The organism is Psychrobacter sp. 219-2-C, from assembly GCF_049560815.1.
Classification (GTDB): Bacteria; Pseudomonadota; Gammaproteobacteria; order Pseudomonadales; family Moraxellaceae; genus Psychrobacter; species Psychrobacter faecalis.
The window spans coordinates 2090590-2115717 of sequence record NZ_CP186933.1 but is presented as its reverse complement, the minus strand read 5'-3'; the positions used below and the strand labels follow the sequence as shown (position 1 = coordinate 2115717).

Annotated in this window: 19 protein-coding genes and 1 pseudogene; 16 read left to right on the top strand and 4 right to left on the bottom strand. The window is 43.9% G+C overall.

Annotation, left to right across the window (positions count from 1 at the left end; genetic code table 11):
• Positions 1-36 precede the first annotated feature (36 nt).
• On the bottom strand, positions 37-1572 hold the full coding sequence (gene gltX, locus ACPEGP_RS08650; RefSeq protein ID WP_423813156.1) for a glutamate--tRNA ligase: 1536 nt from the start codon (positions 1570-1572) through the stop codon (positions 37-39).
• 426 nt (positions 1573-1998) lie between these two features.
• On the opposite strand from gltX, the gene rsmH reads away from it, so the two are divergent.
• The 7 genes from rsmH to ACPEGP_RS08615 all read left to right on the top strand — a co-directional run bounded on the left by rsmH (position 1999) and on the right by ACPEGP_RS08615 (position 11454).
• A complete protein-coding gene (gene rsmH / locus ACPEGP_RS08645; RefSeq protein WP_423814272.1) occupies positions 1999-3012 on the top strand; it encodes a 16S rRNA (cytosine(1402)-N(4))-methyltransferase RsmH in 1014 nt (337 codons plus the stop codon).
• 247 nt (positions 3013-3259) lie between these two features.
• On the top strand, positions 3260-3730 hold the full coding sequence (gene ftsL / locus ACPEGP_RS08640) for a cell division protein FtsL (protein WP_068404308.1): 471 nt from the start codon (positions 3260-3262) through the stop codon (positions 3728-3730).
• Positions 3727-5832 carry a peptidoglycan D,D-transpeptidase FtsI family protein gene (locus ACPEGP_RS08635; RefSeq protein ID WP_423813155.1) on the top strand — a complete coding sequence of 702 codons (2106 nt, stop codon included), beginning with the start codon at positions 3727-3729 and terminating at the stop codon, positions 5830-5832. Before ftsL ends, ACPEGP_RS08635 begins: the two co-directional genes overlap by 4 nt.
• A 120-nt stretch (positions 5833-5952) precedes the next feature.
• Positions 5953-7662 (top strand): UDP-N-acetylmuramoyl-L-alanyl-D-glutamate--2,6-diaminopimelate ligase, encoded by a 1710-nt coding sequence (locus ACPEGP_RS08630; RefSeq protein WP_423813154.1) that lies wholly within the window; start codon positions 5953-5955, stop codon positions 7660-7662.
• Positions 7663-7769: 107 nt separating this feature from the next.
• Positions 7770-9218 (top strand): UDP-N-acetylmuramoyl-tripeptide--D-alanyl-D-alanine ligase, encoded by a 1449-nt coding sequence (locus tag ACPEGP_RS08625; protein WP_423813153.1) that lies wholly within the window; start codon positions 7770-7772, stop codon positions 9216-9218.
• Positions 9219-9221: 3 nt separating this feature from the next.
• Complete coding sequence (gene mraY / locus ACPEGP_RS08620) at positions 9222-10340, top strand: phospho-N-acetylmuramoyl-pentapeptide-transferase (RefSeq protein WP_068404301.1); 1119 nt, start codon at positions 9222-9224, stop codon at positions 10338-10340.
• Between the two features lie 169 nt (positions 10341-10509).
• Positions 10510-11454 carry a putative RNA methyltransferase gene (locus ACPEGP_RS08615; RefSeq protein ID WP_423813152.1) on the top strand — a complete coding sequence of 315 codons (945 nt, stop codon included), beginning with the start codon at positions 10510-10512 and terminating at the stop codon, positions 11452-11454.
• A gap of 26 nt (positions 11455-11480) precedes the next feature.
• Here the strand turns inward: ACPEGP_RS08615 and cls are convergent, their stop codons facing one another.
• Positions 11481-12932: a cardiolipin synthase gene (cls, locus tag ACPEGP_RS08610; RefSeq protein ID WP_068404298.1), complete on the bottom strand. Its 1452-nt coding sequence runs from the start codon at positions 12930-12932 to the stop codon at positions 11481-11483.
• Positions 12933-13034: 102 nt separating this feature from the next.
• Complete coding sequence (locus ACPEGP_RS08605; protein ID WP_068404296.1) at positions 13035-13829, bottom strand: YdcF family protein; 795 nt, start codon at positions 13827-13829, stop codon at positions 13035-13037.
• Positions 13830-13990: 161 nt separating this feature from the next.
• On the opposite strand from ACPEGP_RS08605, the gene arsC reads away from it, so the two are divergent.
• From arsC to ACPEGP_RS08590, 3 genes are all read left to right on the top strand, one after another.
• On the top strand, positions 13991-14398 hold the full coding sequence (gene arsC, locus ACPEGP_RS08600) for an arsenate reductase (glutaredoxin) (RefSeq protein ID WP_068404294.1): 408 nt from the start codon (positions 13991-13993) through the stop codon (positions 14396-14398).
• A complete protein-coding gene (gene arsH / locus ACPEGP_RS08595; RefSeq protein ID WP_423813151.1) occupies positions 14385-15182 on the top strand; it encodes an arsenical resistance protein ArsH in 798 nt (265 codons plus the stop codon). Before arsC ends, arsH begins: the two co-directional genes overlap by 14 nt.
• 66 nt (positions 15183-15248) lie before the next feature.
• Positions 15249-16559 (top strand): arsenic transporter, encoded by a 1311-nt coding sequence (locus tag ACPEGP_RS08590; protein ID WP_423813150.1) that lies wholly within the window; start codon positions 15249-15251, stop codon positions 16557-16559.
• Positions 16560-17041: 482 nt separating this feature from the next.
• On the opposite strand, the gene ACPEGP_RS08585 is transcribed toward ACPEGP_RS08590, so the two are convergent.
• Positions 17042-17974, bottom strand: coding sequence for a hypothetical protein (locus tag ACPEGP_RS08585; RefSeq protein WP_423813149.1), 933 nt, complete (start codon positions 17972-17974; stop codon positions 17042-17044).
• A gap of 282 nt (positions 17975-18256) precedes the next feature.
• Here ACPEGP_RS08585 and ACPEGP_RS08580 point away from each other — a divergent pair.
• The 6 genes and pseudogenes from ACPEGP_RS08580 (at position 18257) to ACPEGP_RS08555 (ending at position 25018) form a co-directional block, all read left to right on the top strand.
• A pseudogene (locus ACPEGP_RS08580) lies at positions 18257-19803 on the top strand (type I restriction-modification system subunit M).
• Positions 19793-20920, top strand: coding sequence for a restriction endonuclease subunit S (locus ACPEGP_RS08575; RefSeq protein WP_423813148.1), 1128 nt, complete (start codon positions 19793-19795; stop codon positions 20918-20920). Before ACPEGP_RS08580 ends, ACPEGP_RS08575 begins: the two are co-directional and overlap by 11 nt.
• Positions 20921-20969: 49 nt before the next feature.
• Positions 20970-21467, top strand: coding sequence for a hypothetical protein (locus tag ACPEGP_RS08570; RefSeq protein WP_423813147.1), 498 nt, complete (start codon positions 20970-20972; stop codon positions 21465-21467).
• A 156-nt stretch (positions 21468-21623) separates the two neighbouring features.
• Complete coding sequence (locus ACPEGP_RS08565; RefSeq protein ID WP_423813146.1) at positions 21624-22772, top strand: PD-(D/E)XK nuclease family protein; 1149 nt, start codon at positions 21624-21626, stop codon at positions 22770-22772.
• A 212-nt stretch (positions 22773-22984) separates the two neighbouring features.
• Positions 22985-24211, top strand: a complete 1227-nt coding sequence (locus ACPEGP_RS08560) for a DUF6161 domain-containing protein (RefSeq protein ID WP_423813145.1) — start codon at positions 22985-22987, stop codon at positions 24209-24211.
• A 63-nt stretch (positions 24212-24274) separates the two neighbouring features.
• Positions 24275-25018: a hypothetical protein gene (locus tag ACPEGP_RS08555; protein WP_423813144.1), complete on the top strand. Its 744-nt coding sequence runs from the start codon at positions 24275-24277 to the stop codon at positions 25016-25018.
• Positions 25019-25128: the final 110 nt, after the last annotated feature.

Below are 25128 nucleotides of genomic sequence, written 5' to 3'. Positions count from 1 at the left end.
CTTAATTAACCAGTACAAGGTTATTTAGCAGCCAAACTATTCAGCCGCCAAGAAGTCTGGCAATTCTGCCGCTTGTTTCTCAAGTTTTTTCAGCTTCTTTTTACCAAGGCCACCTAGGACATCAACCGCATGGCGCAAGCGTGTCAGCGTCATATCAGCGCCAATAATCGCCATAGAGTTCATGACAGGCGTCGATGAGGTGCTACCAGCGATAGCGATAAAGAACGGCGCCATAAAGTCACGCATCTTGATATCAAGATGTGCAGCAAGACCTTTTAGGGTGGCATAGATGTTTTCTTCCGTCCACGTCGGCAAGGTTTCTAGCTGCCAAAGCGCCAGTTGTAGCATCTCGGTAATTTGCTCAGGCGTCAGCGATTTATGGGTAAAGCTCTCAGCGGTGATAGCAGGCAGATTTTGGAAATAAAAGCCGCCCCAGTTAACCGCATCAGACAGCAGTTCAATACGTGGTTGAATCGCCGCGGCAATCGCGGTCAGTTTATCGCTGTCACTTGCCCACTCAAGGATTTTGTTTTTAAGCTCTTCAGGGGTAAGCGCACGTAGCCATTCCGCATTTAGCCAGTTGAGTTTTTCGATATCGAAAATAGGGCCGCCAAGCGATACACGTTGAATATCAAAGCTGGCAATCATTTCCTCTAAGGTGAATTTCTCCGCTTCATCTGGCATTGAGTAGCCCATACGGCCAAGGTAGTTGAGCAATGCTTCAGGTAGCACGCCAGCATCACGATAGTAAGTGATAGAGGTTGGGTTTTTACGTTTTGACAGCTTTGATTTATCAGGGTTACGCAGTAGCGGCATATGGCAAAGAACTGGCATCTCCCAACCAAAATACTCATAAAGCAGCTGATGCTTCGGTGCCGAGTTGAGCCATTCTTCACCGCGCATAACATGACTGATTTCCATCAAATGGTCGTCGACGACGTTGGCGAGATGATAAGTTGGCATGCCATCAGTTTTTAGCAGCACTTGCATATCGACTTGCGTCCAAGGAATCTCAACCGTACCGCGTAGCATGTCATGTATCTGGCAGACGCCTTCGGTTGGCACACGCATACGAATAACGTAAGGCTTGTCTTCAGCGACCAATTGCGCGGTTTTTTCTGGCGCTAAATGTGCGCAGCGACCGTCATAGCGCGGCGTTTCGCCATTGGCCATTTGCTCAGCGCGCATGGTATCAAGCTCTTCAGGGGTACAAAAACAGCGGAACGCATGGTCATTTTCTATCAGCTGCTCGGCATGTTTTTTATAAATATCACTACGTTCACTCTGACGATACGGTGCGTGCGGCCCACTGATATCTGGACCTTCCGCCCAGTCAAGACCGACCCAACGCAGCGCATCCAAAATCATTTGTTCAGATTGCTCGGTTGAGCGCGTTTGATCGGTATCTTCAATACGTAAAATAAACTCGCCGCCGTGGGCTTTGGCAAAGGCTAAATTAAATAGGGCGATATAAGCGGTGCCGACATGCGGAAAACCAGTAGGCGAAGGCGCAATACGCGTACGAATAGAGCGCTTGCTATCAAGGTTGGCTTGGGATGATGTTTGGGTCATAAAAATCTCAGAATATGCTGGTGAATGAATAAAATGGCGAGAAAAGTTAAAGCTCAAGGCGAATAAGGAGATTGTATAAAAAATACGGGTGAAACAGTCGCCGTCACGGTAGAAAAATAGCGTAAAATATAGCGCTAGTATAACAGAGAGCTGAGATATTTTTAACGAAAAGCCTCTCTAGCGCTTGACTCACCGTATATCCTTGCGATAATAATGCTAGGTGAGTCATAACTTGTTTATTTTCATCTGATTTTTTACTATTACTGGCCAAAAAGGTCATCATCTACTGAGTCGTTTGTGTCCATATCGAATCCAAAGTCAAAAAACACGTTAAATTCTAAAGAACCCCCTTCTTCAGTCATTGATAGTTCTGAGTCAGAGGTCAATTCGTCTATTGTTGAAAACGATTCTGCTCAAGAGCCCGTCATACAGCAAGCGGGTTCTAATGAATTAAGTTTTGTCCATGACGCCGTGCTACTACAAGAAACGGTGTCGGCGGTATTGGGTGTCAAAACGCTGCCCAAACAAACAGATGACAGCCGTCAAAACAGCTTACAAAAAAGTGGCATTTATGTGGATGCAACTTTTGGGCGCGGTGGGCATAGCCGCCTGCTATTAAGTCAGCTTGCTGATGATGCAACCTTAATTGTGTTTGATAAAGACCCAACAGCGATTAGCGTTGCGCAAGAATTGGCAAAGTCTGATAGCCGCGTCAAAGTGGTGCATGATAGCTTTGCAACCTTGACCGATAGCCTAGCGGCGATGGGTATCACGAAAGTGGACGGTCTGATGGCGGATTTGGGTATTTCCTCGCCGCAGATTGATGACGGTAGGCGTGGTTTTAGTTTTATGCGCGATGGCGCGGTCGATATGCGCATGGATACCAGTCGCGGGCAGTCGGTTGCCGAGTGGCTCGAGACAGTCGACGATGAAACCTTGGCCGATGTGCTTTATGAGTTTGGCGAAGAGCGTCACAGCCGCCGTATTGCCCGTGCGATTAAGCAGATGGACAGCTATGAGTCCACGCTTGCGCTGGCAGAAGTGATAAAAGCAGCGCATCCAAATTGGCAGCGTGGTAAGCACCCAGCGACGCAAAGTTTTCAGGCCATGCGTATTTTTATCAATAATGAGCTTGGCGATGTGGATGACTTTTTGGAACAAAGTATTCCAATTTTAAAGTCGGGCGGTCAGCTGGCAGTGATTAGTTTTCACTCGTTAGAAGATCGCCGTATCAAGCAGTTTTTGCAGCGCCATAGCAAAGGTCAGTATCCAGAAGATGAAAACTTGCCGATGCCGCCCAAGCGTCCGCGTTATTTTAGTAAACCAAAACGTGTTGGCCCCAGTCAGGCTGAGATAAGCAATAATCCGCGCGCGCGTAGTGCGTGGCTGCGCATGGCGACTCGTAGCGATACAGATTATAAAGCAGATGATAATTCTTAAGCTAAGTCTTAAAACTTGCTATTCAGTTATGTGGGTAAAATATGACTGAATGTTTTAATGATTACGCGGCTGTTAAAAAGCTGTAAACATTCTCTGCTAGGCTCAGCAGTTACTTTTTGCTTGGTTATGTGTTTATTGATTTTATTGGTAGTTATTTTTATTGATGGTGCTGATGGCTCATGAGGGTGTGTTCACTCGCAAATCTTAGCGCTTTTTTTATTTTGAAGTTCACTTTTTTGAGATCGTCATGGCAATATCTGACAAACCTGTAAACCGCCGCGCCGCAATGCCTCCTAATACTGATGTTGGCGAATTATTCGTGCGCCGATTTAACGTGGTCAGTATATACGTGGTCATATTAGTGTTACTGGCAGCGGCTATTATCTGGAGCGGCATCAAGACGGCAGAGGGCGTGCAGCAATATCATCAGGATTATAAAACTTTGCAAGATATGAAAAAACAAGAGCGCAAGCTACAGGTAGAACACCAGCGTTTGCTTATCGAGCAGCAAACCTTTAGTGCGACCCCGCAAATTGCCAGTCGCGCCGTTGCTGAATTGGGTATGTTTTCGCCAACGCTTAAAGATAAGCTGATTATTCAGCCGGGAGCGGCAGTTGCCGTCGCGCCAGTGCTCGAAGACGATGGCACAGATGCTGCCGCTGCCAATGAAACAGATTTTTTTGAGGCGGATGCTAACGCTGCGGAGGCAGGACGATGACTGATAAAAAGCCCACTGCCAAAAACGATAAAGCGGCCAAAAATAACAGTAAAAAATCCGCCAGCGGCAAAGTCACTAAGCCGCTACGCCGTGCCAGTGTTGCCAAATCTGGACAAACAAGCGGCAAAGCTGACAATAAAGCGGCCGATAACCGCAAAGCTAAGCTATTTAGCCGCCTAAAAAAGAACGAAGAGCAGGGCGCTTATACCAGTGTAAAAACCCAAAAAAGCAAAAGAGCCTTTTTGGGTAAAGCCTCTGGGGCATCGTCGCGCGGCGGTGTTGAGCTGGACAAAAACCGCTTTCGCACGATTTGGGCAATATCGTTAGTCATTTTAGGCTTATTAATTGGCCGTGCTTATTATATACAAGTCGCCAATGCGCAGTTTTATCAAGATAAAGGCAATGAGCTGATTACCAGCGTGCGTACGCAAAAATCCTATCGCGGTATGATTACCGATCGTAATGATTTGCCTTTAGCTGTCAGTGCGCCGCTTGCGACCGTGTCGTTTAGCCCGCACGATTATGCGCGCGAATATTATGAGCTGAAACGTATTATTTTGACAAATCCTGAAAGTCCGCAGCTTGTCGCGCGTATGCAAAAGCGTTTAGATAATATGGATTTAACCACGCTTGCAGCAGCGGCCAATATCTCAGTTACTGAGCTAAAAAAAGTCACGGCTATCGATGACAGTATTGACGTCACCGATGAAGAAGCGGTGAAAGCGGCGTTGCCATCGGGCGCAGGTTCACATTATCTGCCACTCCTTAATAAAGTCACGCCTGAGATTGCCCAAAGCGTCAGCTCGCTCGATTTCCCGGGTGTCTATGAGAAAAACTTCTTTCAGCGCTACTATCCGCAGCCGCAACCAAACTCGCAGTTGTTAGGGTTCATGGGGCAAAACGCCAATGATCCTGAAGGCGGCTATGAAGGCCGGGCTGGTATTGAGCGTCAGTATGAAACGGCGCTGGCGGGTGAAGACGGTAAGGTGCTAGTATTAAAAGACGCCAAGCAAAATAGCTTAAAAGAAATCAAGCAAGTCGAGCCAGAAGTACCGGGTAAAGATGTCGCCTTAACGATTGATTCGCGCTTACAGTATCTGCTTTATAAAGAGCTTGAAAAAGCCGGTCGCTTACAAAAAGCGCGCTGGTCGACTGGTATGATTGTTGATGTACAAACGGGCGAAGTGCTAGCGCTATCGACGTGGCCATCCTTTAACTCTAATAATCTGAACGAGATGACGGGTGAAAACCAGCGTAACCGTGCGCTGCTCGACGTCTTTGAGCCGGGTTCGGTCATGAAGCCATTTACCGTGGCAGCAGCATTGGATTCAGGTAAATATACCACCACGTCTTTGATTGATACCAATCCTGGCTCTATTCGTGTGCGCGGTTATACCATTCGCGACCACAATAATCTGGGACGCATTACGCTTGCGACATTACTACAAAAATCTAGTAACGTCGCCTCAACCAAGATTGCGTTATCCTTGCCGCCTGATGCCATTACCAATATGCAAAGACAGTTTGGCTTTGGGGCAAAAACTCCGCTGCAATTCCCCGGCGAGGGCAGTGGTCTTGTCGTTACGCCAAAAGAAAAAGAAACGTCAAGACGAGCAACGGTCAGTTATGGTTATGGCCTACAAGTCACCTTAGCTCAGGTCGCACAGGCGTATTCGGCGCTTGCCGCTGGTGGGGTAATGCACCCATTAACCTTGATTAAAGTTAACAAAAAACAGCCCAGCAAACGTATTATGGCGCACGAACAAGCCATGTCTATCGTACAAATGCTAGAAAGCGTTACAGAACCAGGTGGTACGGCAAAGGCTGCTGCGATTGATGGCTATCGTGTGGCCGGTAAAACAGGTACCTCACGCCGTATCAACCCCAAAGGCGGCTACTATAGCGACCAGTACCGAAACGTCTTTGCTGGTATGGCGCCCGCGTCCAATCCTAAGCTGGTCGGGGTGATGCTTATCGAAGACCCGCGTGGTCAGATTTATGCTGGCTTAACGGTAGCCCCTGTCTTTCATAATGTTATGAAAGAGGCGCTACGTTTATATAATGTGCCGTTAGATAAACCATTGAAAACTGAAGAGCCGTAGCTAAAAAAGTAAATTCCATGCTTGAGTTTTATGACCAATTTTCATGATCAAGTTTCATGACTAAGCTCCATGTTTCAGCTGTTAACTATTTGATGCGTTTTAACCGTTTAGGATTTGCCAATGTCTCTGTCTACCTCGCCAAAAAGCAATACCGCAGTCACCTTACAACAGCTGATTGAAACCAGTGGCAACGATAGAGATAGGCAAAGCCATAGCTTAACGCAAGCATTAACAACGCTGATAAGCACATATAGCAGTCAACTACCGAAAGCAAAAACTTCGATTGCTCATATTCCCTTTGAGCAGTTCCGTCTAGACAGCCGTCAGTTAGTAGCAAAGGATGTCTTTGTGTTATTAAAAAGTCATACACCAAATTGCCAAAAAAGTCGCGACTACTTATATCAAGCCGCTGAGCAGGCGGCGTTTATCCTGTCGGAAATTGACCCAATCGCTTTGCTGTCTACCGCTAGTGTGCCGCCACACGCCAATACTTCCTTCACAAACGATAGTGATCGCTCTAAAGCGCAGCAGCAATTAGCAGCACTGCCTTGTCCAGTAGTATACGTACCCCATATTCGTGATTTTTTAGGTGATTTGATTCAAGCGCGCTTACAGCATCAGCAGCCTGTGACCTTACCGACGGTCGTTGCGGTGACTGGTACCAATGGCAAAACCACCATCAGCCAATTGGTGGCACAATTGACGCAATTGACGGGTATGAGTAGCGCGGTGATGGGCACGGCAGGTAACGGTAGGCTTGGCGCGTTAGTGCAAGCCAGCCATACCACAGGCGATGCTTTAGCAGTCCAGCAGTTTTTATATCAAATGGGTATCGAGAATGCGGAATTATTGGCATTGGAAGCCAGCTCACACGGTCTTGATCAGCAGCGATTACAAGGAGTGCCGGTGTCGGTGGCAATTTATACCAATTTGAGCCGTGACCACCTCGATTATCATGCGGATATGGCAGAATATGCCGTGGCAAAAGCCAAGCTGTTTGATAAAGCGCATTTCCCCGAGTTAACTCACGCCATTATCAATATCGATGACGAGCATGCCCAGATTATGCTCGACACGGCGCATGCCAGTGGTTTGACCGTTTGGAGCTATAGTTTAGACCCAGCAAAATCTGCAACCTTTGTTGCCGCTGATATCAAGCCAAGCTTGCAAGGGGTTGAGATTGCACTGCGTACGGATTTTAAAAATAAAGAAACCAAGAGCATTAATATCATTAGCCCATTACTCGGGCGTTTTAACGTTGCCAATTTACTTGCCGCTATCGCCGCTGCTGTGGCTTTAGGAATTAGCCTTGAGCAGATTGCTGATGTTATCCCGCAACTGCAAGGCGCGGTAGGGCGCATGCAGCGTGTGCCATCTGCTAATGGCTGTTTTATCGTCGATTATGCCCATACGCCTGATGCGTTAAGCCAAGTGCTTGCCAGTCTAAAAACCCATTGTATAGGTGAGCTGTGGGCAGTATTTGGTTGCGGCGGTGATCGTGATGCGGGCAAGCGTCCACTGATGGCGCAAGCGGGATTGACGGGCGCTGATAAAGTGGTATTGACGGCGGACAATCCACGTACCGAAGACCCAAATTTAATCTTGCAAGATATGCAAGCGGGCATGACCCGCGCACAGTACGAGCGTACCCATATCGAGCCTGCGCGCCAAACTGCCATCGAATATGCGGTCAAGCAAGCAGCGCCTGCTGATATTGTCGTTATCGCGGGCAAAGGTCATGAAACCTATCAAGAGATTAACCACGTGCGTTATGATTTTGACGATAGCGTTATTTTGCAACATGCCCTTAAGCAAGCCGGACGTTTATAGTATTTATAGCGAAGTAATAGCGCCTGCCATTCATTTTTTGTACGTTTTAAAAAACCTATACTTAAAAATATCAAAGATAAGTAGTCATCATATATAAGGTAATCATTATGACAGCCGACAACGATAACAGCATTCAGTCGCAAGGGCTGTATGTTTGGCAAGCAGACAATCTGCTTGCGGCAACCAAAACTCTCGCTGGCCATTGGCAATTTGGGGCAGTACCTATAGAGCCAAACAATAACGCAAACAAACCCATTAGCAGTACACGTATCGCTACCGATACGCGTACTATAAAAACCGGTGATATCTTTTTAGCCTTAACGGGTGATAATTTTGACGGACATGATTATCTGGATATTGCTATAGAAAAAGGTGCGGTTGCGGCTATCGTTTCACGTCCGATTGCTGCTGATATTGCGCAATTGGTTGTCAATGATACGCGTTTGGCGCTCGGTCAATTGGCGGCCTATCGTCGGCAGCAGCACAAAGATTTGACCGTCATTGCCATTACGGGCTCAAGCGGCAAAACCACCTGTAAAGAGATGCTCGGTAGTATCTTTGGTCGCTTGGCACCAACACTGATTACCCGTGGCAACCTCAATAATGACTTAGGCGTGCCGATGATGCTACTCGAATTATCTGATCATCATCGCTATGCCATTTTGGAGCTGGGCGCAAACCATATCGGTGAAATTGCTTATACTGCTGAGATTGTGCAGCCTGACGTGGCATGTATCTTAAATATTGGTACCGCGCATTTGGGAGAATTTGGCAGCCGCGAAGGCATTTGCCAAACCAAAGCTGAAATTTACCATACCTTACATGATAACCAATTTGCCATAGTTCCTGATAAAGATGATTTTACCAATCAATTGCGCCGTATCGCTGAAAAGCATACCCCAAACGTTATAGGATTTGGCAATACCGATGTCAGTGCCAGTCATTTAGATGTCGAGCCTGAGCGCAGTGAGTTTAAGCTGCATATTGGTAGCCAAGTCCATGATATTAATTTGCCATTAGCGGGCGAGCATAATGTCAATAATGCGTTGGCTGCTGCTGCTTGTGCCCATGCGTTAAATATCGATATTAGCGATATTGTCGTCGGGCTTGAAAACGCCCGTCCTGCAAAAGGGCGTTTGAATAGTCAGCTCCTTGGTATGCATCGCTTGATTGATGATACGTATAACGCCAATCCGCATTCGGTGCGCGCAGCTGCTAAAGTGCTGGCGGCGCAAACGGGTACGCAGGTGATGGTACTTGGCGATATCGGCGAGCTAGGAGAGGCGGCGATCAGTGAGCACCAAAGCTTAGGTCGTACCATTGCGACCACTGGCATCGATGTACTATTGTGCGTTGGTCAATATGCGCCCTATACGGTGGCGGGCGCGCAAGAGATTTCTGCTATCAATGCCCATGCCTTTGCTGATAAAGACAGTTTATTGGCCTATTTGCAGTCTTATTTACAAGCACAGCAGGCGCAGCCTTGTACGGTGCTGTTTAAAGGCTCACGTTCCATGGAAATGGAAACCCTTATCAATGCGCTAGTCGAGGAGTAGGCGGTGTTAGTTTGGTTGTTTGGCTGGCTTGGTCAGTATTATACGCCGTTTTCTGCGGTTTCTTCGTTGACGCTACGGGCGTTGTTGGCGGTTATTACTGCGCTGGCGTTCAGTATGGTGTTTGGCAGTCGCGTCATCAATCGCCTGCGTGCGCTCAAGTACGGTCAGGCGATTCGCAATGATGGTCCGCAGTCGCATTTGGTCAAAACCGGTACACCAACCATGGGCGGGGTGCTGATTCTAAGCGCAATTGGGGTATCGACTTTACTGTGGGCGCGATTAAACAATCCCTATGTGTGGATTTTGCTCATCGTGATGATTATCTTTGGCGCGGTTGGCTGGGCGGATGATTGGCTTAAAATCAAATATAAAGATCCCAAAGGTCTGATCGCCCGCAAAAAATACTTTTGGCTGTCGATGGGGGCGTTATTCGTCGGGGTGTCTTTATATTATATTGCTACCTTGCAGCCAGATATAGCGACCACGCGTGAGATGCAGGACTTGCTATTACCGATTTTTAAAGATTGGATGATTCCTTTTTCGGCAGTGCCCTTTGGAATTGGCTTTATTATCTTTACCTATTTTGTAATTAATGGTGCCTCAAACGCCGTTAACTTAACTGATGGCTTAGATGGTTTGGCGATTTTGCCGGTGGTCTTGGTGGCGGCAGGTTTAGGCGCCATGGCTTATGTCTCAGGCGACGTACGCTTTGCTGATTATTTACATGTGCCTTATATTGCTTATAACTCAGAAGTGATTATTGTTTGCGGCGCGATGATTGGCGCAGGGTTAGGTTTTTTATGGTTTAACGCTCATCCAGCGCAAGTATTTATGGGTGATGTTGGGGCGCTGGCATTGGGCGCGATGCTCGGTACAATTGCGGTTATGACCCGTCAAGAGATTGCCTTTGCCATTATGGGCGGTTTATTTGTTGCCGAAGCCTTGTCGGTGATGCTACAGGTTGGCTCGTATAAACTGCGTAAAAAACGCGTCTTTCGTATGGCACCACTGCATCATCACTTTGAAGAGATTGGTTGGAAAGAAACCCAAGTGGTGGCAAGGTTTTGGATTATTGCCATTATCCTTGTGATTCTTGGGCTGATGACCTTAAAACTGCGTTAAGTTGTCAAACAGGTTTAAATCAAAAAAATTTCAAATCAAAAGCCATCTTAAAATCTAAGATGGCTTTTTTTAGGTCTTATGCGAACTTCTTTTTGTTGCGGCATTTATCCCTTACTTAGCCGGAACTTTGTTAAAATGGCCGCCATATTGCGCTAACGTTGAGATACTTGTGAGCTTATTTATTTGTCCCCTTTGCCAATCACCTCTGCAGCCCGCCGACGATACGTGGCGCTGTGATGGTAGCTTAAACCCTAAGCAAACCGCTCATCCATTTGATGTGGCGCGGCAGGGTTATATCAACCTATTACCGGTGCAACAAAAAAAATCCAAAGCACCGGGCGACAGTCAGCAATCCATTGAGGCGCGTAAACGGTTTTTAAATGCCGGGCATTATCAGCCATTAAATGACTTAATTTGCCAAAAGATGACAGCGTTATTGATGGCAAAAAAAGCCAGTCTTAAGCAAAAAAATAAACCCATTAATTGGCTGGATATTGGCTGCGGAGAGGGCTATTACACGCAGGCAATGGCGCAAACAGGTATTGATATGCTTATTGCTGCCGATATCAGTAAACCTGCTGTTGTAGAGCTGTCGAGAACCAGTAAGGCTTTAGGTCGTCTTTGGTATCAAGGGGCTGAGGAGGCTAAGGAAGATGGGACTTATGCAGCAGCTATTTACCCGCTGGTGACTAGCGCGGCGCATTTGCCGCTACGCGCGCATAGTATCGATGGTATTAGCAGTATCTTTAGTCCCATTTTGCCAGAAGCATTTAATGAAGTGTTAAGCGACGAGGGCTATATGATCATTGCCAAGCCCGATGTTGGGCATTTGGCGACGATGCGTGAGGCGTTATTTGATGACGTCCGCGAGCATGATTCTGATAAGTTTTTGGACGAATTAGCGCCTTATTTTCAGTTGTTAGAGACTCATCATGTCAGTAGTAAGCTCAGTTTAGCGGCAGAGGCATTGGCAGATTTAATGACCATGACCCCTTATGCCTATCGGGCGCGCAGCGAAAAAAGGCAGACGCTACTAGCAGAGGTGGCAGCACAACCTTTTGCGACAGAAGCTAAGTTTGTTATCTATATTTTGCAAAAAATGCCCGCTCATTAATAGGCGGCAATAGGCTAAAGGTCCACTTATAAAATCGGTCCCATGGTGGCGACGACATTATTCCAAATCCGATACGGCAACGGCCAGTTGTTAACCTCTTCAAGCGTTACTTCATCAGAATCAGCGATATACTGATATTGGCGCTCCATAATATCGGCGGTCAGTTTGTTATCACTAAAGACGATATTGTTTTCATAATTCAAATGAAAACTGCGTAAATCCAAATTGGTTGAGCCAATCAAGCTGATTTCACCATCGACGGTCAGGGTTTTGGCGTGTAGCAGCCCCGGCCTATACTCGTAGATTTTTACGCCAGCCTCAAGCAATTCCCAATAGTAGCTATGACTGGTCGCAGCAACGATAAAGGAGTCATTTTTTTTCGGAAAAATCATCGTTACTTCAACCCCGCGATAGGCGGTCGCACATAGGATACTGACCAGCGAATAATCAGGCACGAAATAAGGGGTAGAAATTATCAGGGTATGCTGGGCTTGGCTAATTAAAGCACCCAAAAACTGCGGGGTGTTACCATGACGCTGGGTCGGTCCATCAGAGAAAACTTGCGCAGCAAAATCATTGAGCGGCAGGTTTGGCTGTAAATCGGTGCTATACGGAAAGCTGTCGAGCGGCGTATCAGGGTTTTCAGTTAGCCAATCACTGGCAAATAGCATCTGATTTTGCGCAACGATGGGCCCTTCGATACGCAGCATAATATCGACCCAAGGGGCGTATTTGGGCTTTACGCGAAACTCAGGGTCGGCGCAGTTACGGCTACCAAAATAGCCGATTTTGCCATCAATCACGGTAATTTTGCGGTGATTGCGCAAGTCAATACGGCTAAAGAGCATAACCTTTATGATATTGGTTAATGGTAGCGCCACACTGAGCTGCACACCCGCGTCCTTCATTTCTTGCCATAACTTTGAGCTGACCATTTTGCGCGAGCCCATGCCATCGACCATCGCTCGGCAGGTGACGCCGCGCTTTGCTGCCCGAATCAGCGCTTCTGCGGTAGCCGTACCCATGCCATCGACCAGCCAAATATAATACAGCACGTGGATATGGTTGGTTGCCGCATCAAAGTCGTCAATCATACGTTTGCGCGTCTCATTGGCATCTGCCATTAGCTTAGCGCGATTGCCAACTGTCGTCTGAAAGCCAGTGGCTTTTGCTGAATAAGCAAAGGCTGCGCGGTACTCAGGTTTAACGGCATGTAATAACGCCACATTGCTACCAAGTACCTCTGGGCGATGGCGATGTAATTTATCGATAATTTTCTGACGTTCGCGTGTGAAGTTGCGTCCTAAATGTACCTCACCGAACATCCAATAAACTAGGACGCCAAAATAAGGCAAGAGAAATAAAATCACCAACCAAGCCAAACGCGCCGGCGCCGTTAAGTCATGGCGCGCAAGGACGCGCAAGGATATCAGCACCAATAATATAAAGTGAATGGTTAATAAAATATCGACGAGCATAGCGGAATCCGTTGTTATTATATTTATGAAGGCTATAGTCGTTCTTAGTTATATTGCAGGACTAAATTATTGGCCGAGTTGCCTTATTGATGGCCTTTATCATTAATACTCACCAAACAGCCAACCACTAACGAAGGCAAAATACTCACGAAACCAAGCATTGTAGCGAATCGATAGCGGCGTCGGGCTGGCGAGCAAAATAGGTCGCTGATAGCCTTGATGCTTGGCAATGGCAGCCACACGAATGGTATGAAAATCACTGGTCACAATGGCAATAGGCGCCGTGATAGGCACTTCTTTTGCTGCCAAAATGACTTGGCTATAAATTAAGTTTTCGGCGGTACTAGTGCTATTACCTTCTTGCAAAATGTGCTCAAGAGCAATGCCATGCTTCTCATGTAAATAGCGCGCCATAATACTGGCTTCGCTATGTGTCTGCCCCATACCAATGCCACCACTGGTCAACGCTAATGCCTCGGGCTGTGCTTTAATCAGCGGTGCCGCCGTATCTAAACGCTGAGCAAGCGTCGGTGTTGGCTTACCGGCGATAGTACCTGACCCTAATACAATAATCGCCGCGACCTCCGATACAGGCTGCGAGCTCTTTTTAATTTGCTGCTGCAATGAGAAAATAAATAACCCAAAGCTTATCAGCCAAATAAAAAATAGCAGCCATAGCGTGTACCAAAGACGATTGCGAAATGGGTTTTGCCTAGTAAACTTGCGGATGGCATGCCAAAATATCCCATGGGCGACAAATGCGCTGCCCAATAAAAACGGCACGACAGTACCAAAGTTAATTTTGCCAACCGTCATTAACACGGCACAATCAACCATGATAACGGCACCGATAACGACCAATCCAACTCGCGTTATAATGAGTAGTTTTTTTGCCATAGTTTTAAATTTATTATGTTTAGGTAAAAATGCTGTAGTTTAGGGTTTATTCAATCAAGTGCTTATTTATCTATTAATTATACGTTGTTTTAATTGCATGGCGGTTTGGTCATATCAAGACATACTAAATCTAATCCCTTTAACGTAAAGAGGAAAACCTTATGACGCCAATGATTTTTCATAATCCAAAATGTGGCACTTCTCGTAATACCCTTGCCATTATGCAGGCCTCAGGTGAGACGCCAGATGTGGTGGAATACCTAAAAACACCGCCATCTCGTGAGTACTTGGTTGAGCTGTTGGCATTGATGCAGAGTACCCCGCGCGAGCTTTTACGCAGTAAAGAGAGTATTTATACCGAGCTTGGTTTAGACAATCCAGCATTGACGGACGCGCAACTGATTGATGCCATGATAGCGCACCCTATTTTAATCAATCGTCCTATTGTTGTTACCGATAAAGGCGCGGCGCTGTGCCGACCGTCTGAAAAAGTGTTTGAATTACTGCAAAATCCGGTCAATAGTTTCACAAAAGAGAATGGGGAAGTGGTGAAGCATGTTACAGAATAAAGAAACTAAAGCCTTAGTGACAGACAATATTGCTAGTAAAAGTACTAGTAATATTGACGCTACTGATTTACTGAAAAACGATTTACCCAATGTTGATTTTGATCAAATACAAGCCATTGATATTGAGTCTTTGGTCGGTAAAGATGACCCACGCCATGCGCCAAGAATATTGGTGTTATATGGCTCCCTGCGTGCGCGTTCATTTTCTAGATTAGCCGCTGAAGAAGCAAGTCGTCTATTGCGTTGGTACGGCTGCGAGGTGAGAATGTTTAATCCATCAGGCTTGCCACTGCCAGATGACGCCGATAGCGACCACCCAAAAGTGCAAGAGTTACGCGAGTTGGCACAGTGGTCAGAGGGCATGCTTTGGGTTAGTCCAGAACGCCATGGCAGTATTACCAGTATTATGAAGGCGCAAATTGACTGGATTCCGTTGGCGCTCGGCGGCGTACGTCCGACCCAAGGTAAAACGCTGGCTATCATGCAAGTCAGTGGCGGCAGCCAAAGTTTTAATACCGTCAATCAATTACGTATTCTTGGGCGCTGGATGCGTATGATTACCATCCCCAATCAATCTTCTATCCCCAAAGCGTTTTTGGAATTTGACGATAATGATCGCATGAAAATGTCACCATTATATTTGCGCGTCGTCGATGTTTGCGAAGAGTTGGTCAAATTTACGTGGCTTACCCGTGGGCGCTCGGCGTATCTGACCGATCGCTATTCAGAACGGGTCGAAAGCGCTGCGGAAGTCTCCCAACGCGTCAATCAAAAATCACTCTAACGTCATTGTTTTATTATTGCCTTTATTAATATTTCATTGCTTCAATTGGCTCATTAAGGTTACTTCATGCTCGCATTCGCTATTTTTATCGTGACTCTGGTCTTAGTCATCTGGCAGCCGAAAGGGCTTGGCATTGGTTGGAGTGCGATGGGCGGCGCTTTGGTTGCCTTAGTATTTGGTGTGGTGCAATGGTCTGACGTTGGTATTGTCTGGGATATCGTTTGGGACGCCACTTTTACCTTTGTCGCCCTGATTATTATCTCCCTTATTTTAGATGAAGCGGGATTTTTTGGCTGGGCGGCATTACACGTGGCTCGGCTTGGCAATGGGCGCGGGCGTTTGCTATTTCCGATGATTGTGCTGCTAGGAGCGTTTATCTCCGCCTTCTTTGCCAATGATGGGGCGGCCTTACTGCTGACGCCAATTGTGATTGCTATTCTACTGCGCCTTGATTTTGCCCCCAAATCTGCTTTAGCTTTTATTATTGCCACTGGCTTTATCGCCGATACCGCAAGCTTGCCGTTGGTGACTTCTAATCTGGTCAATATCGTCAGCGCTAATTATTTTGATATTGGTTTTGGTCGCTACGCGGCGGTGATGGTACCGGTAAATATCGTCTCTGTCCTAGCGACGCTATCGGTATTGTGGCTTGCTTATGCGCGGTACATTCCGAGGCACTACTCAACGGCAAATCTTAGCGCACCTCAATCGGCTATCAAAGATCCGCTGGTATTTCGGGCGGCTTTTCCACTATTAGTATTATTATTAGTGGCGTATTTCGCGACTGAATCGCTCGGGCTGGTTATCTCAGTGGTGACTAGTGTCGCGGCGCTTATCCTAATGGCCATAGCTGGACGCTGGTGGCAAGGCGGGCGTGATGCTAAGTTTTCTATCGTCAATATTCTTAAAAAAGCACCGTGGCAAATTGTATTATTTTCAATCGGTATGTATTTAGTGGTTTATGGTTTGGGCAATGCAGGACTTACCGCCTATGGCGCACGAATACTTAATTGGCTAGGTCAACAAGGCGCGCTCGTTGCGACGGTCGGCACAGGGTTCTTGTCCGCCATCGTAGCGTCTGTGATGAATAATATGCCGTCGACGCTAATAGGAGCGCTGGCGATTGATAGCGCCCAAGTGCCCGCTGCTACTCGAGAGTTGATGATTTATGCCAATGTCATTGGCAATGACTTGGGACCAAAATTCACGCCTATTGGTAGTTTGGCGACGCTATTGTGGTTACACGTATTGGCTGAAAAGGATTATAAAATCAGCTGGGGGCAATATATGAAGGTCGGACTGCTGATAACGCCGCCGGTATTATTAGCCACGCTATTGGCGTTGGTATTTTGGCTGCCTAAATTGCCGAGTGTTTAAGGAGTTTGTGAAAAAGTAGAAAAAGATAGGAAAACTGCGGGCTTTGATTGAGCAGAATAAGATTGGCGGTGAAGGAGGAAGTCTAACTATATATAAGTATTTGATTTAATTATCATTGTAATAATAGATATGCACGTTAGACCATCAAATAGACCAACAGCGTAACAGTATTGGAGGCAAGGCAAATAATGGGATTTATCTCACAATAAAATGTAACTAAATATTTCTACGACATTATTTGATTTCAAACATATACTATCACTAAAAAACTATTTCTAGTAGTTAGGATTACGTTTCCTACCATTACCGCTTAATGCTACTTGCCACCATTCTAAATAGAGCACTGCAAGATGGCTATAGTGGCATAATAAAATAGCGCCCATATTAGGCGCTATTTGTTGTTTCGCTGCTTGTAAGAAAAATAGTAACCACTCACTAGTAAAAGCTACCAAACCTTAAATTTAAACCTTAGCTATACTCGATTAATTCTGATAAACAGCTTTAATTTGTGTTTCTAAGAACTTGGTGGCAACGCTATTGTATTGATTACAGTAGACCTCTGCGATATTAGGGTCGATATCTTCTTTCTCTTGAATACCTTTTTGGTAATAATAAGCTTCATAAATTAAGCCTTTGTATACCACAGCAGCATTAATATCGCCATCTTCATCAGTATATCTTACCGCTTGCAATTCATTTTTGCTTCCGACATTTTCTTTGACAAGATTGCTGACAGTATTGTATTTTTTCTCTTTAGCAATCCACTGATCTATCGTCATACTGCCTTCCTCATCATAATCAGAAAAAGTATAGTAGTCTTGATCAGGTGTTTCTAAAAATATGTAACATTGAGAGCCACTAGGGAAAGTAGCGTTAAAGCTATCAGGGAAATAATCTAAATCTGTCTCTATCCCAGTCTGAGCATTTCCTGGCTGCTTGCCGACGCCAGTGAGGTCAAGAGTAATGATGTCATAAGTCGAATTAACGATGCTGCTACCTGACTGAATTTTTAGCTTGAACGTATCGCTATCTACGAAGTTGATTTTATAGAACTTACTATCGAACTCTTCAGGAACAGCGGCGAATAAATTATTACCAACATAATATTCTAATCTAAGGTCATCGCTTCTGCTGTCTTGATAGGCAGTAGGCGAGCTACCCACAACAGTAGAAATACTACGAATTAAGCCATTATTATTGAGCTTGAAATCAAATTTACCCCATCCTGTTTTGTATTGTCCATTGACCACGTCGCTGAAAGGGTCAAATGTTGCGTAGTTCAGCTCATTGTTGACGATAGGGCCACCATTGTTACCGCCGCCTGCTACATATTCACCGTCATCATCGCCGCCACATCCTGTAAGCGCCAAAGCACTAGTTAATGCGATACTTGCATATAGCTTATTGATTTTCATATTGTTACCTGTCGTTATATTTCAGTAAGAAACTCAATAATAGACAACGCTGTTTTTTATTGCAAAACAAAAATTCAGTAATAACATTATTGCTACGATAGTTTAGTACTTCTAACAATTATCTATATCTAATTCAGTGGAATTCTCATAAGCCAAAAATTGGAGCGTAGTGAATGTTATTACAAACCATAATGTGCGCTATACTTCTAAGCAAAGCGAATGCATGACACCATAATCGACCCCTATAAAACTTATACCTTTCAAAGTATTCAGGAAACATCAATGCCGACCAGCACTACTACTAAAACTATCAATAAAATCAATCAAGACGATATCAACAAAGCCGTATGGAACGCCTGTGACACCTTCCGTGGCGTCATCAGCGCTGATACCTATAAAGACTTTATTTTGACCATGCTGTTTCTCAAGTATCTATCCGACGTCTATCGTGATGAGTACAACAAACTGGTTGAGCAGTTTGGCGACAACCCAGAACTGATCCATGCCATGATGTCCAAGCAGCGTTTTGTCTTACCTGAGGGCGCAAGCTTTTGGGATCTATACGAGCAGCGTCATCAGCCAGGCAACGGTCAACGTATCGATGAAGCGCTTCATGCGATTGAGGAGGCTAACGGTACTAAGCTCAAAAACGTCTTCCAAGACATTAGCTTTAACACTGATAAACTCGGTCAAGAAAAGCAAAAGAACGAATTACTGCGGCATTTATTAGAAGACTTTGGCAAAGATATTCTTAACCTAAGCGTTGAGCGCGTTGGCAGTTTAGACGTGATTGGTAATGCCTACGAGTTTTTAATCAAGCATTTTGCCGCCAGTAGTGGGGCGACGGCGGGTGAGTTTTATACGCCACCAGAAGTATCGAGTTTACTGGCGACTATCCTTGAGCCTGTCGAAGGTGATGAAATCTGTATTGTGGTTCTGGGTCGCTACTCATCAAATGCGGGGCGATGGTTCGCAAAAACTCAAATTCCAAGAAGTATGCGCTATACGGTCAAGAAGCTATTGGCTCGACATGGGCACTGGCCAAGATGAATATGTTTTTGCATGGTGAGGACAACCACCGAATCGAGTGGGGCGATACCATCCGCAATCCGCTGCTACTTGATAAGGACGGCAAGCACTTATTACAGTTCGATGTGGTCACTGCCAATCCGCCGTTTTCACTGGATAAATGGGGTCATGAAGATGCCAGCAGCGATCCCTATGGTCGCTTCCATCGCGGTGTCCCGCCCAAGACCAAAGGCGACTATGCGTTTATCAGTCATATGATTGAGACGCTAAAACCTGCCTCTTCATCAAAACAAGGCGGCCGAATGGGTGTGGTCGTTCCGCATGGGGTGTTGTTCCGTGCGTCGTCTGAGGGCAAAATCCGTCAGCAACTCATCGAAGAGAACCTGCTCGATACGGTGATTGGCTTACCTGAAAAGTTATTCTTTGGTACGGGTATTCCAGCCGCAATTCTCATCTTTAAAAAGAATAAGTCTGACGACAAAGTCCTGTTTATCGATGCGAGTAATGAGTTTAAATCGGGTAAAAATCAAAATCAACTCACAGATGCCAATATCAATAAAATTATTGAGACCTATAAGGCGCGCGAAAGCGTCGATAAATACGCGTATCTAGCGAGCTTTGATGAAATTAAAGAAAACGACTTTAATCTAAACATTCCACGCTATGTCGACACGTTTGAGGAAGAGGCAGAGATTGATCTAGATGCAGTACGTTCTGAGCGTTTAGCGCTTAAAGCCGAGTTAAACCTGTTAGAGGATGAGATGGCAGGGTTTTTAAAGGAGTTGGGTTATGGTGCCTAATGGGTGGGTAAAGAGTAAAATTTCTGACATTGCTAACATCGCTGTAGGTAGAGATTTAAAAGAGGAGTCATATTCTGAGAATAAGAATGACAATTTTCCATTTCCAGTGTATTCAAATACAGTCTCAGCTCGTGGTTTATATGGATTTTATAATTTTGCTGAATATAGCAATGAAGCAGTTACAGTGGTTGGTCGAGGAATAGGAATAGGCACTGCATTTTCTCGTAAAGAACCCTTTGGCGCTATAGGACGACTTCTAGTTCTTGAGCCAAAAAACAACGCTTTTGATGTTGTTTATTTTGAAAATTATATTAATAGTTATTTGCGAGTACATCATGAAAACGGGGCAATTCCTCAACTACCAGGCGCTTCTATTGCAAAATATGATGTTGTATTACCTCCACTTCTCGAACAACAAAAAATCGCCAAAATTCTATCTACTTGGGATAAGGCGATTAGCACGACTGAGCGTTTGATTGAGAATAGTACCCAGCAGAAAAAAGCCTTGATGCAACAATTGCTCACGGGTAAAAAGCGGTTGCTTGATGATGAGGGAAAACGGTTTGATAAAAAATGGGAAAGAATAGAATTAGGGAAGTTATTAGATTATAAACAGCCAACACCTTATTTGGTTAAGTCTACCGATTATTCAGATGAATACCCTACGCCAGTATTAACGGCGGGTAAAACCTTTATCCTTGGGTATACAGATGAAGAATTTGGAATATTTAGCGAAGATCTTCCAACAATTATATTCGACGACTTTACTACTGCTAGTAAATTTGTAGACTTTCCCTTTAAAGCAAAGTCTAGTGCAATGAAAATGTTAGTAGCAAAAGATGGCGTTTCGATAAAGTATATATTCGAGGTCATGCAGGCACTAAGCTATGCTATTGGTGGTCATCAGCGACACTGGATTTCGATATTCGCTAATATTGTAATTGGACTTCCATGTCTTGAAGAGCAGCAAAAAATTACCGCAGTTTCAAATAATGCCGATAAAGAAATTGAGTTACTTGAGCAGCAGTTGGCAGATTTGCAGCAAGAGAAAAAGGCGCTGATGCAGGTGTTGTTGACGGGTAAGAAGCGGGTGGTGGTTGATGGGGAGGTCGCTTGATTTTACTACAGCCTACAACACTGGCCTTTGTATATAGCGAATGTAAACCATGACATTATTTCGCCTCATATCTCTAAGCATTTTATTATTAGTATCCGCTGGCACTACTTTAGCGTATGCCTCAGCTAACGAGTACGAGGATGCCGAGCAGGATGATCTAACATTTAAAGTCTCCTATCCTTATTATGAGCTGCCCTTAACTGACCAAGACTTTAGCGGTTATCAGGACTCATTTGATCTTGACCAATTCGATACCTTGATGCCGCCTATCACTGATCCTGATATATTAGAGCAGCTTGCACAGCTACATTTAGGCGCATCTGACAGTGGGTTTTTTCAACTGCAAGAAGACTCGGATTATCAAGCGTTTTTATCCTATGGTCTATACGAAGATGATGACGAAGCTTATGTCACCAAAGGTAATCCTTATGGCGCATACGTGGATCAAGAAAATATATTGGTCTTGATCAAGGGTAAAAACGTGTTAATTGTCAGGCTATACGATGGCTTTACTATTGATAAAGATTTCAACGTGACTTATGACTAGCTAATAATCTATGACTAGTTAATAACTTACGAGCTTGTAATGAAGTTGAGTCGCTTTAGCAGCAATTGGCGGTTTTTGTTTAACCCTTTTTTGAACTAAATATAAACATGACAAGCTTTCACTAATTATGAAGGCTAACTACCATAAGGAATTGCGATGACCAAATTAAATTACACCTCCTATTTTGATAGATTCGAAGCACTAATAAACGAGTTTAGAGCCTTAGATTCGACCGAAAAAGAAATGAATTTCTTTGATGTTGGCGTGCGCGGTCACTTCGAAAACCCAACAACCGAGCTCCTTAGCTTCTTTTTAGATCCAGCTAAACCGCATGATTTGGGCGATAGCTTTTTTAAAGGTCTAGAGGCAGCCATTGCCAAGGATAAAATGCTACTCGATCTAGGCGAGCTTGAAAGCGTCGAAACGGAAGTGGTGACCCAAAACGGCAAGCGGATTGATTTGGTTGTCGAGACTGAGAACGCCTTAATCCTGATTGAGTGTAAGATTTATCATCATCAAAATAATCCTTTTGATGAATACACCACCTTTGGTAATAATCGCATTTCTAAACCTAATCAAGACTCAGTACCTAAAAAGCTGATCAAACTGGTGCTTTGTCTGAGTGGCAAGATCAGCCCCGATCTTACCGCCAAAGACTGGCAGGGCTTGTCATATAAAGATCTTGTGCAACATATCGAGCAAAATTTATCGATCACTATATTAAACAATCCCTATAACAAGTGGGCGTTGTTCGCAAGAGAGTTCTTATTACATTTAAAAGGCTTAAATACAATGACTAAAATTAATGAAAATGAAATCAACTTTTTGACTGAAAACTTGGACGGGTTTGCGCAGTTAAGCGATTATATTTATAACGATTTAATGCCAAAAATCGGTGAGCAAATTAAACTAAAATTAAACGCTAGCGACTTAAAAGACTTTAACTGTAAGGTAAAACATAGCAAATGGTATTATTACGAGCCTGTAATTAGGTTTTCTAATCTGAACTGGTCAACAGGTTCCGATATTGTGCTTTGGCTTAAGGCAAACGATAGCGAAGTTGCATATAAGATTAACCTGCATATCGGTAAGCAGTCTGATGAGCTGACCGAGCAATTCAAAGCTTCAATTGGAGATTTATGGATGGATCTGCAACCTGAAGCTTGGCATGAGGTAAACGGTTATTGGGGTATATCTTGGTCATTTAAAACTTTTGATTTAGAAGCTGTATCTGAGCAAATGGTTGAGCTGATGCGTCATCTAAATGATTTAGAGTTAAACTATCGTACAGGATTGGTTAAATAAGTATTTCTTATAGATTATTGACACTTTAAGAATTTTCTATATCTGCATGCTTTCAAAGAATAACAAAAAATCGCCACTGTATTAACCAATGCCGATAAAGAAATTGAGTTACTTGAGCAGCAGTTGGCAGATTTGCAGCAAGAGAAAAAGGCGCTGATGCAGGTGTTGTTGACGGGTAAGAAGCGGGTGGTGGTTGATGGGGAGGTTGCGTGATGGATATAAACGATTTAAGAAACATCGATGTTCAAGATGATGAAAGTAATTTTGACTTTAAAGACATGTTGGGTATGAAATTTAGTGTCTCTAACTTCGAGGAGTTAAAAATATTTATAGATGATGAGTTTAGCTTTTGGGTTAGATACGAGGATAAACTAACAGATCTAGGAGATTTAGGCTATTCAAATAATAATGCCCCTTTATTATTAATGCAATATTCACTGCGTCTTTTGGAGGAATTAAAAAATCAGTTAGAAAAACTATCAAAAGACGACTCTACTAGCATTGAATACATTCATTCGAAACTTAACGACCTAGGCTCATACTGGCTATCCTCATCGCGCCCTTTCGTCATTAGAGGACTTAATGTTTTAGATAAACATGGGGTGAGAGCTGCAAATGCATTTTTCGAAGTTTTTATAGATAGTGTCAATATTGATAATCACCGTGATTCATTATTTGGTTCGATTCTTGCCTACGAATTTGAAATGCAAAGTGAAGAAAATTTAACTTCTCGTAGAAACGCAGAGGAAGCTTCTATCGATCAGTTGAGAAATGAAATATTAGCGATAAAAAGTAAATTGTTTTCAGAGGCAACTGAATCTCAAAAAATATTTAAAGATTGGATTGATGGTGCAGCAAAAAAGTATAACGATACTAGTCAGAATCAAGTAGATAAGTTTGAAAAAGAATACAAAAAATGGTCTGAAAAGGTTGTAAACTTAGAAAGTACTTACGAAGAAAAACTAAGATTAGCAAAGCCAGCAGAATATTGGGAAAAGAAAGCTAAGAATTTTAAAGAGTCGGGTGACTTATGGGCTAAGAGACTCACAACATTAGTAATTTCAGGACTAGTTAGCCTTGTAGTATTACTTGCTATCTGGATATACGTTCAGAAAGAGGCTATTGCGTTAGGCGTAGAAAGCCTACAAGGTGTTGTTCTCTTTATTACACTATTATCTATTTATGCATTTGCTATAAAAGCCGTCTCGAAAATGACATTCAGCTCTTATCATTTACAGCGCGATGCCGAGGAACGTGAGCAACTAACGCATTTATACTTATCATTGATCAATGAAGGTGCAGACCTCGATACTGATTCTAGAAGCATTGTATTACAGTCTTTGTTCAGTCGAGTAGATTCAGGCTTAATTTCTGGTGATTCTAGCCCTACTATGCCGGGCTTACCTGAGATAGTACAAATAGCGACTCGTAGAGATTAATCTTGAATTTTTGTAGGGTGCTTTCCACACACCGCTTAAACTAAATAGATGAAGAGAGAAGTGATGAATGTAGAGAGCTTCAAGGAGCTGTATGAGAGTTTTGGCGTATGGGCACCAGTAATCATAGTTTCAATTACGTTGATAAGGATGCTGCTAAACCCTCAGAAGCTTAGAGAGTTTATGGATACATTCTCATACGCTCGACGAAGAAATATTAGGGATAAAGAAAAATCATTAGAATCTCCATATTTAGACTCACTGACTCGCAAAAGTATACAAAAGCAGATATCTGAAGACTATTTTTATCAATCTACTGGCATGAGGTTAGATTTTTATCTCCGTCATGCTATGTTGCAGTTATATGAGTATTCGAAGGGTAGTATCACTTTATCCAATTTTAAAAGAGCTAGAATTCATTTATCTTACGAGAATAAGCGACTCAAAGTTTCTATAAATAAATTCGAAAAATTATTTGGAATGTTCTCTGGTATTTTTTTCCTAGTGTTATCTGCCATGGCGACATTCTTGGCGTTGTACCTTATCAACTTTCTGTTTATGACAGACTCTACCAACATTTTAACTAAAGAAGATATAGGTTCGGCTATTGTTATCGTTGTCTATATTCTAGTGATTCTATGGGGCTCGTTGTTGTTCTTAAATATCTTCTCAGAAATCAAAAATGCTGAAAAAATTGAGAAGTATATGCATGAAAACCCCGAATTTAATGATGAATATTTAACGAAAGAGCCAATTTTCGACGTAGCTGTCAATGATACACAAGCTCTCGAAAACAAAAATGAATCGTAAAGTAACTATAGAGCTTAATATACCGTTAATTAATATCGACATGATAACCATCATCAATTAATCTATACCCAACATAACCGTCACGCTTAGTGCTCTTAGAGTAACGCGCA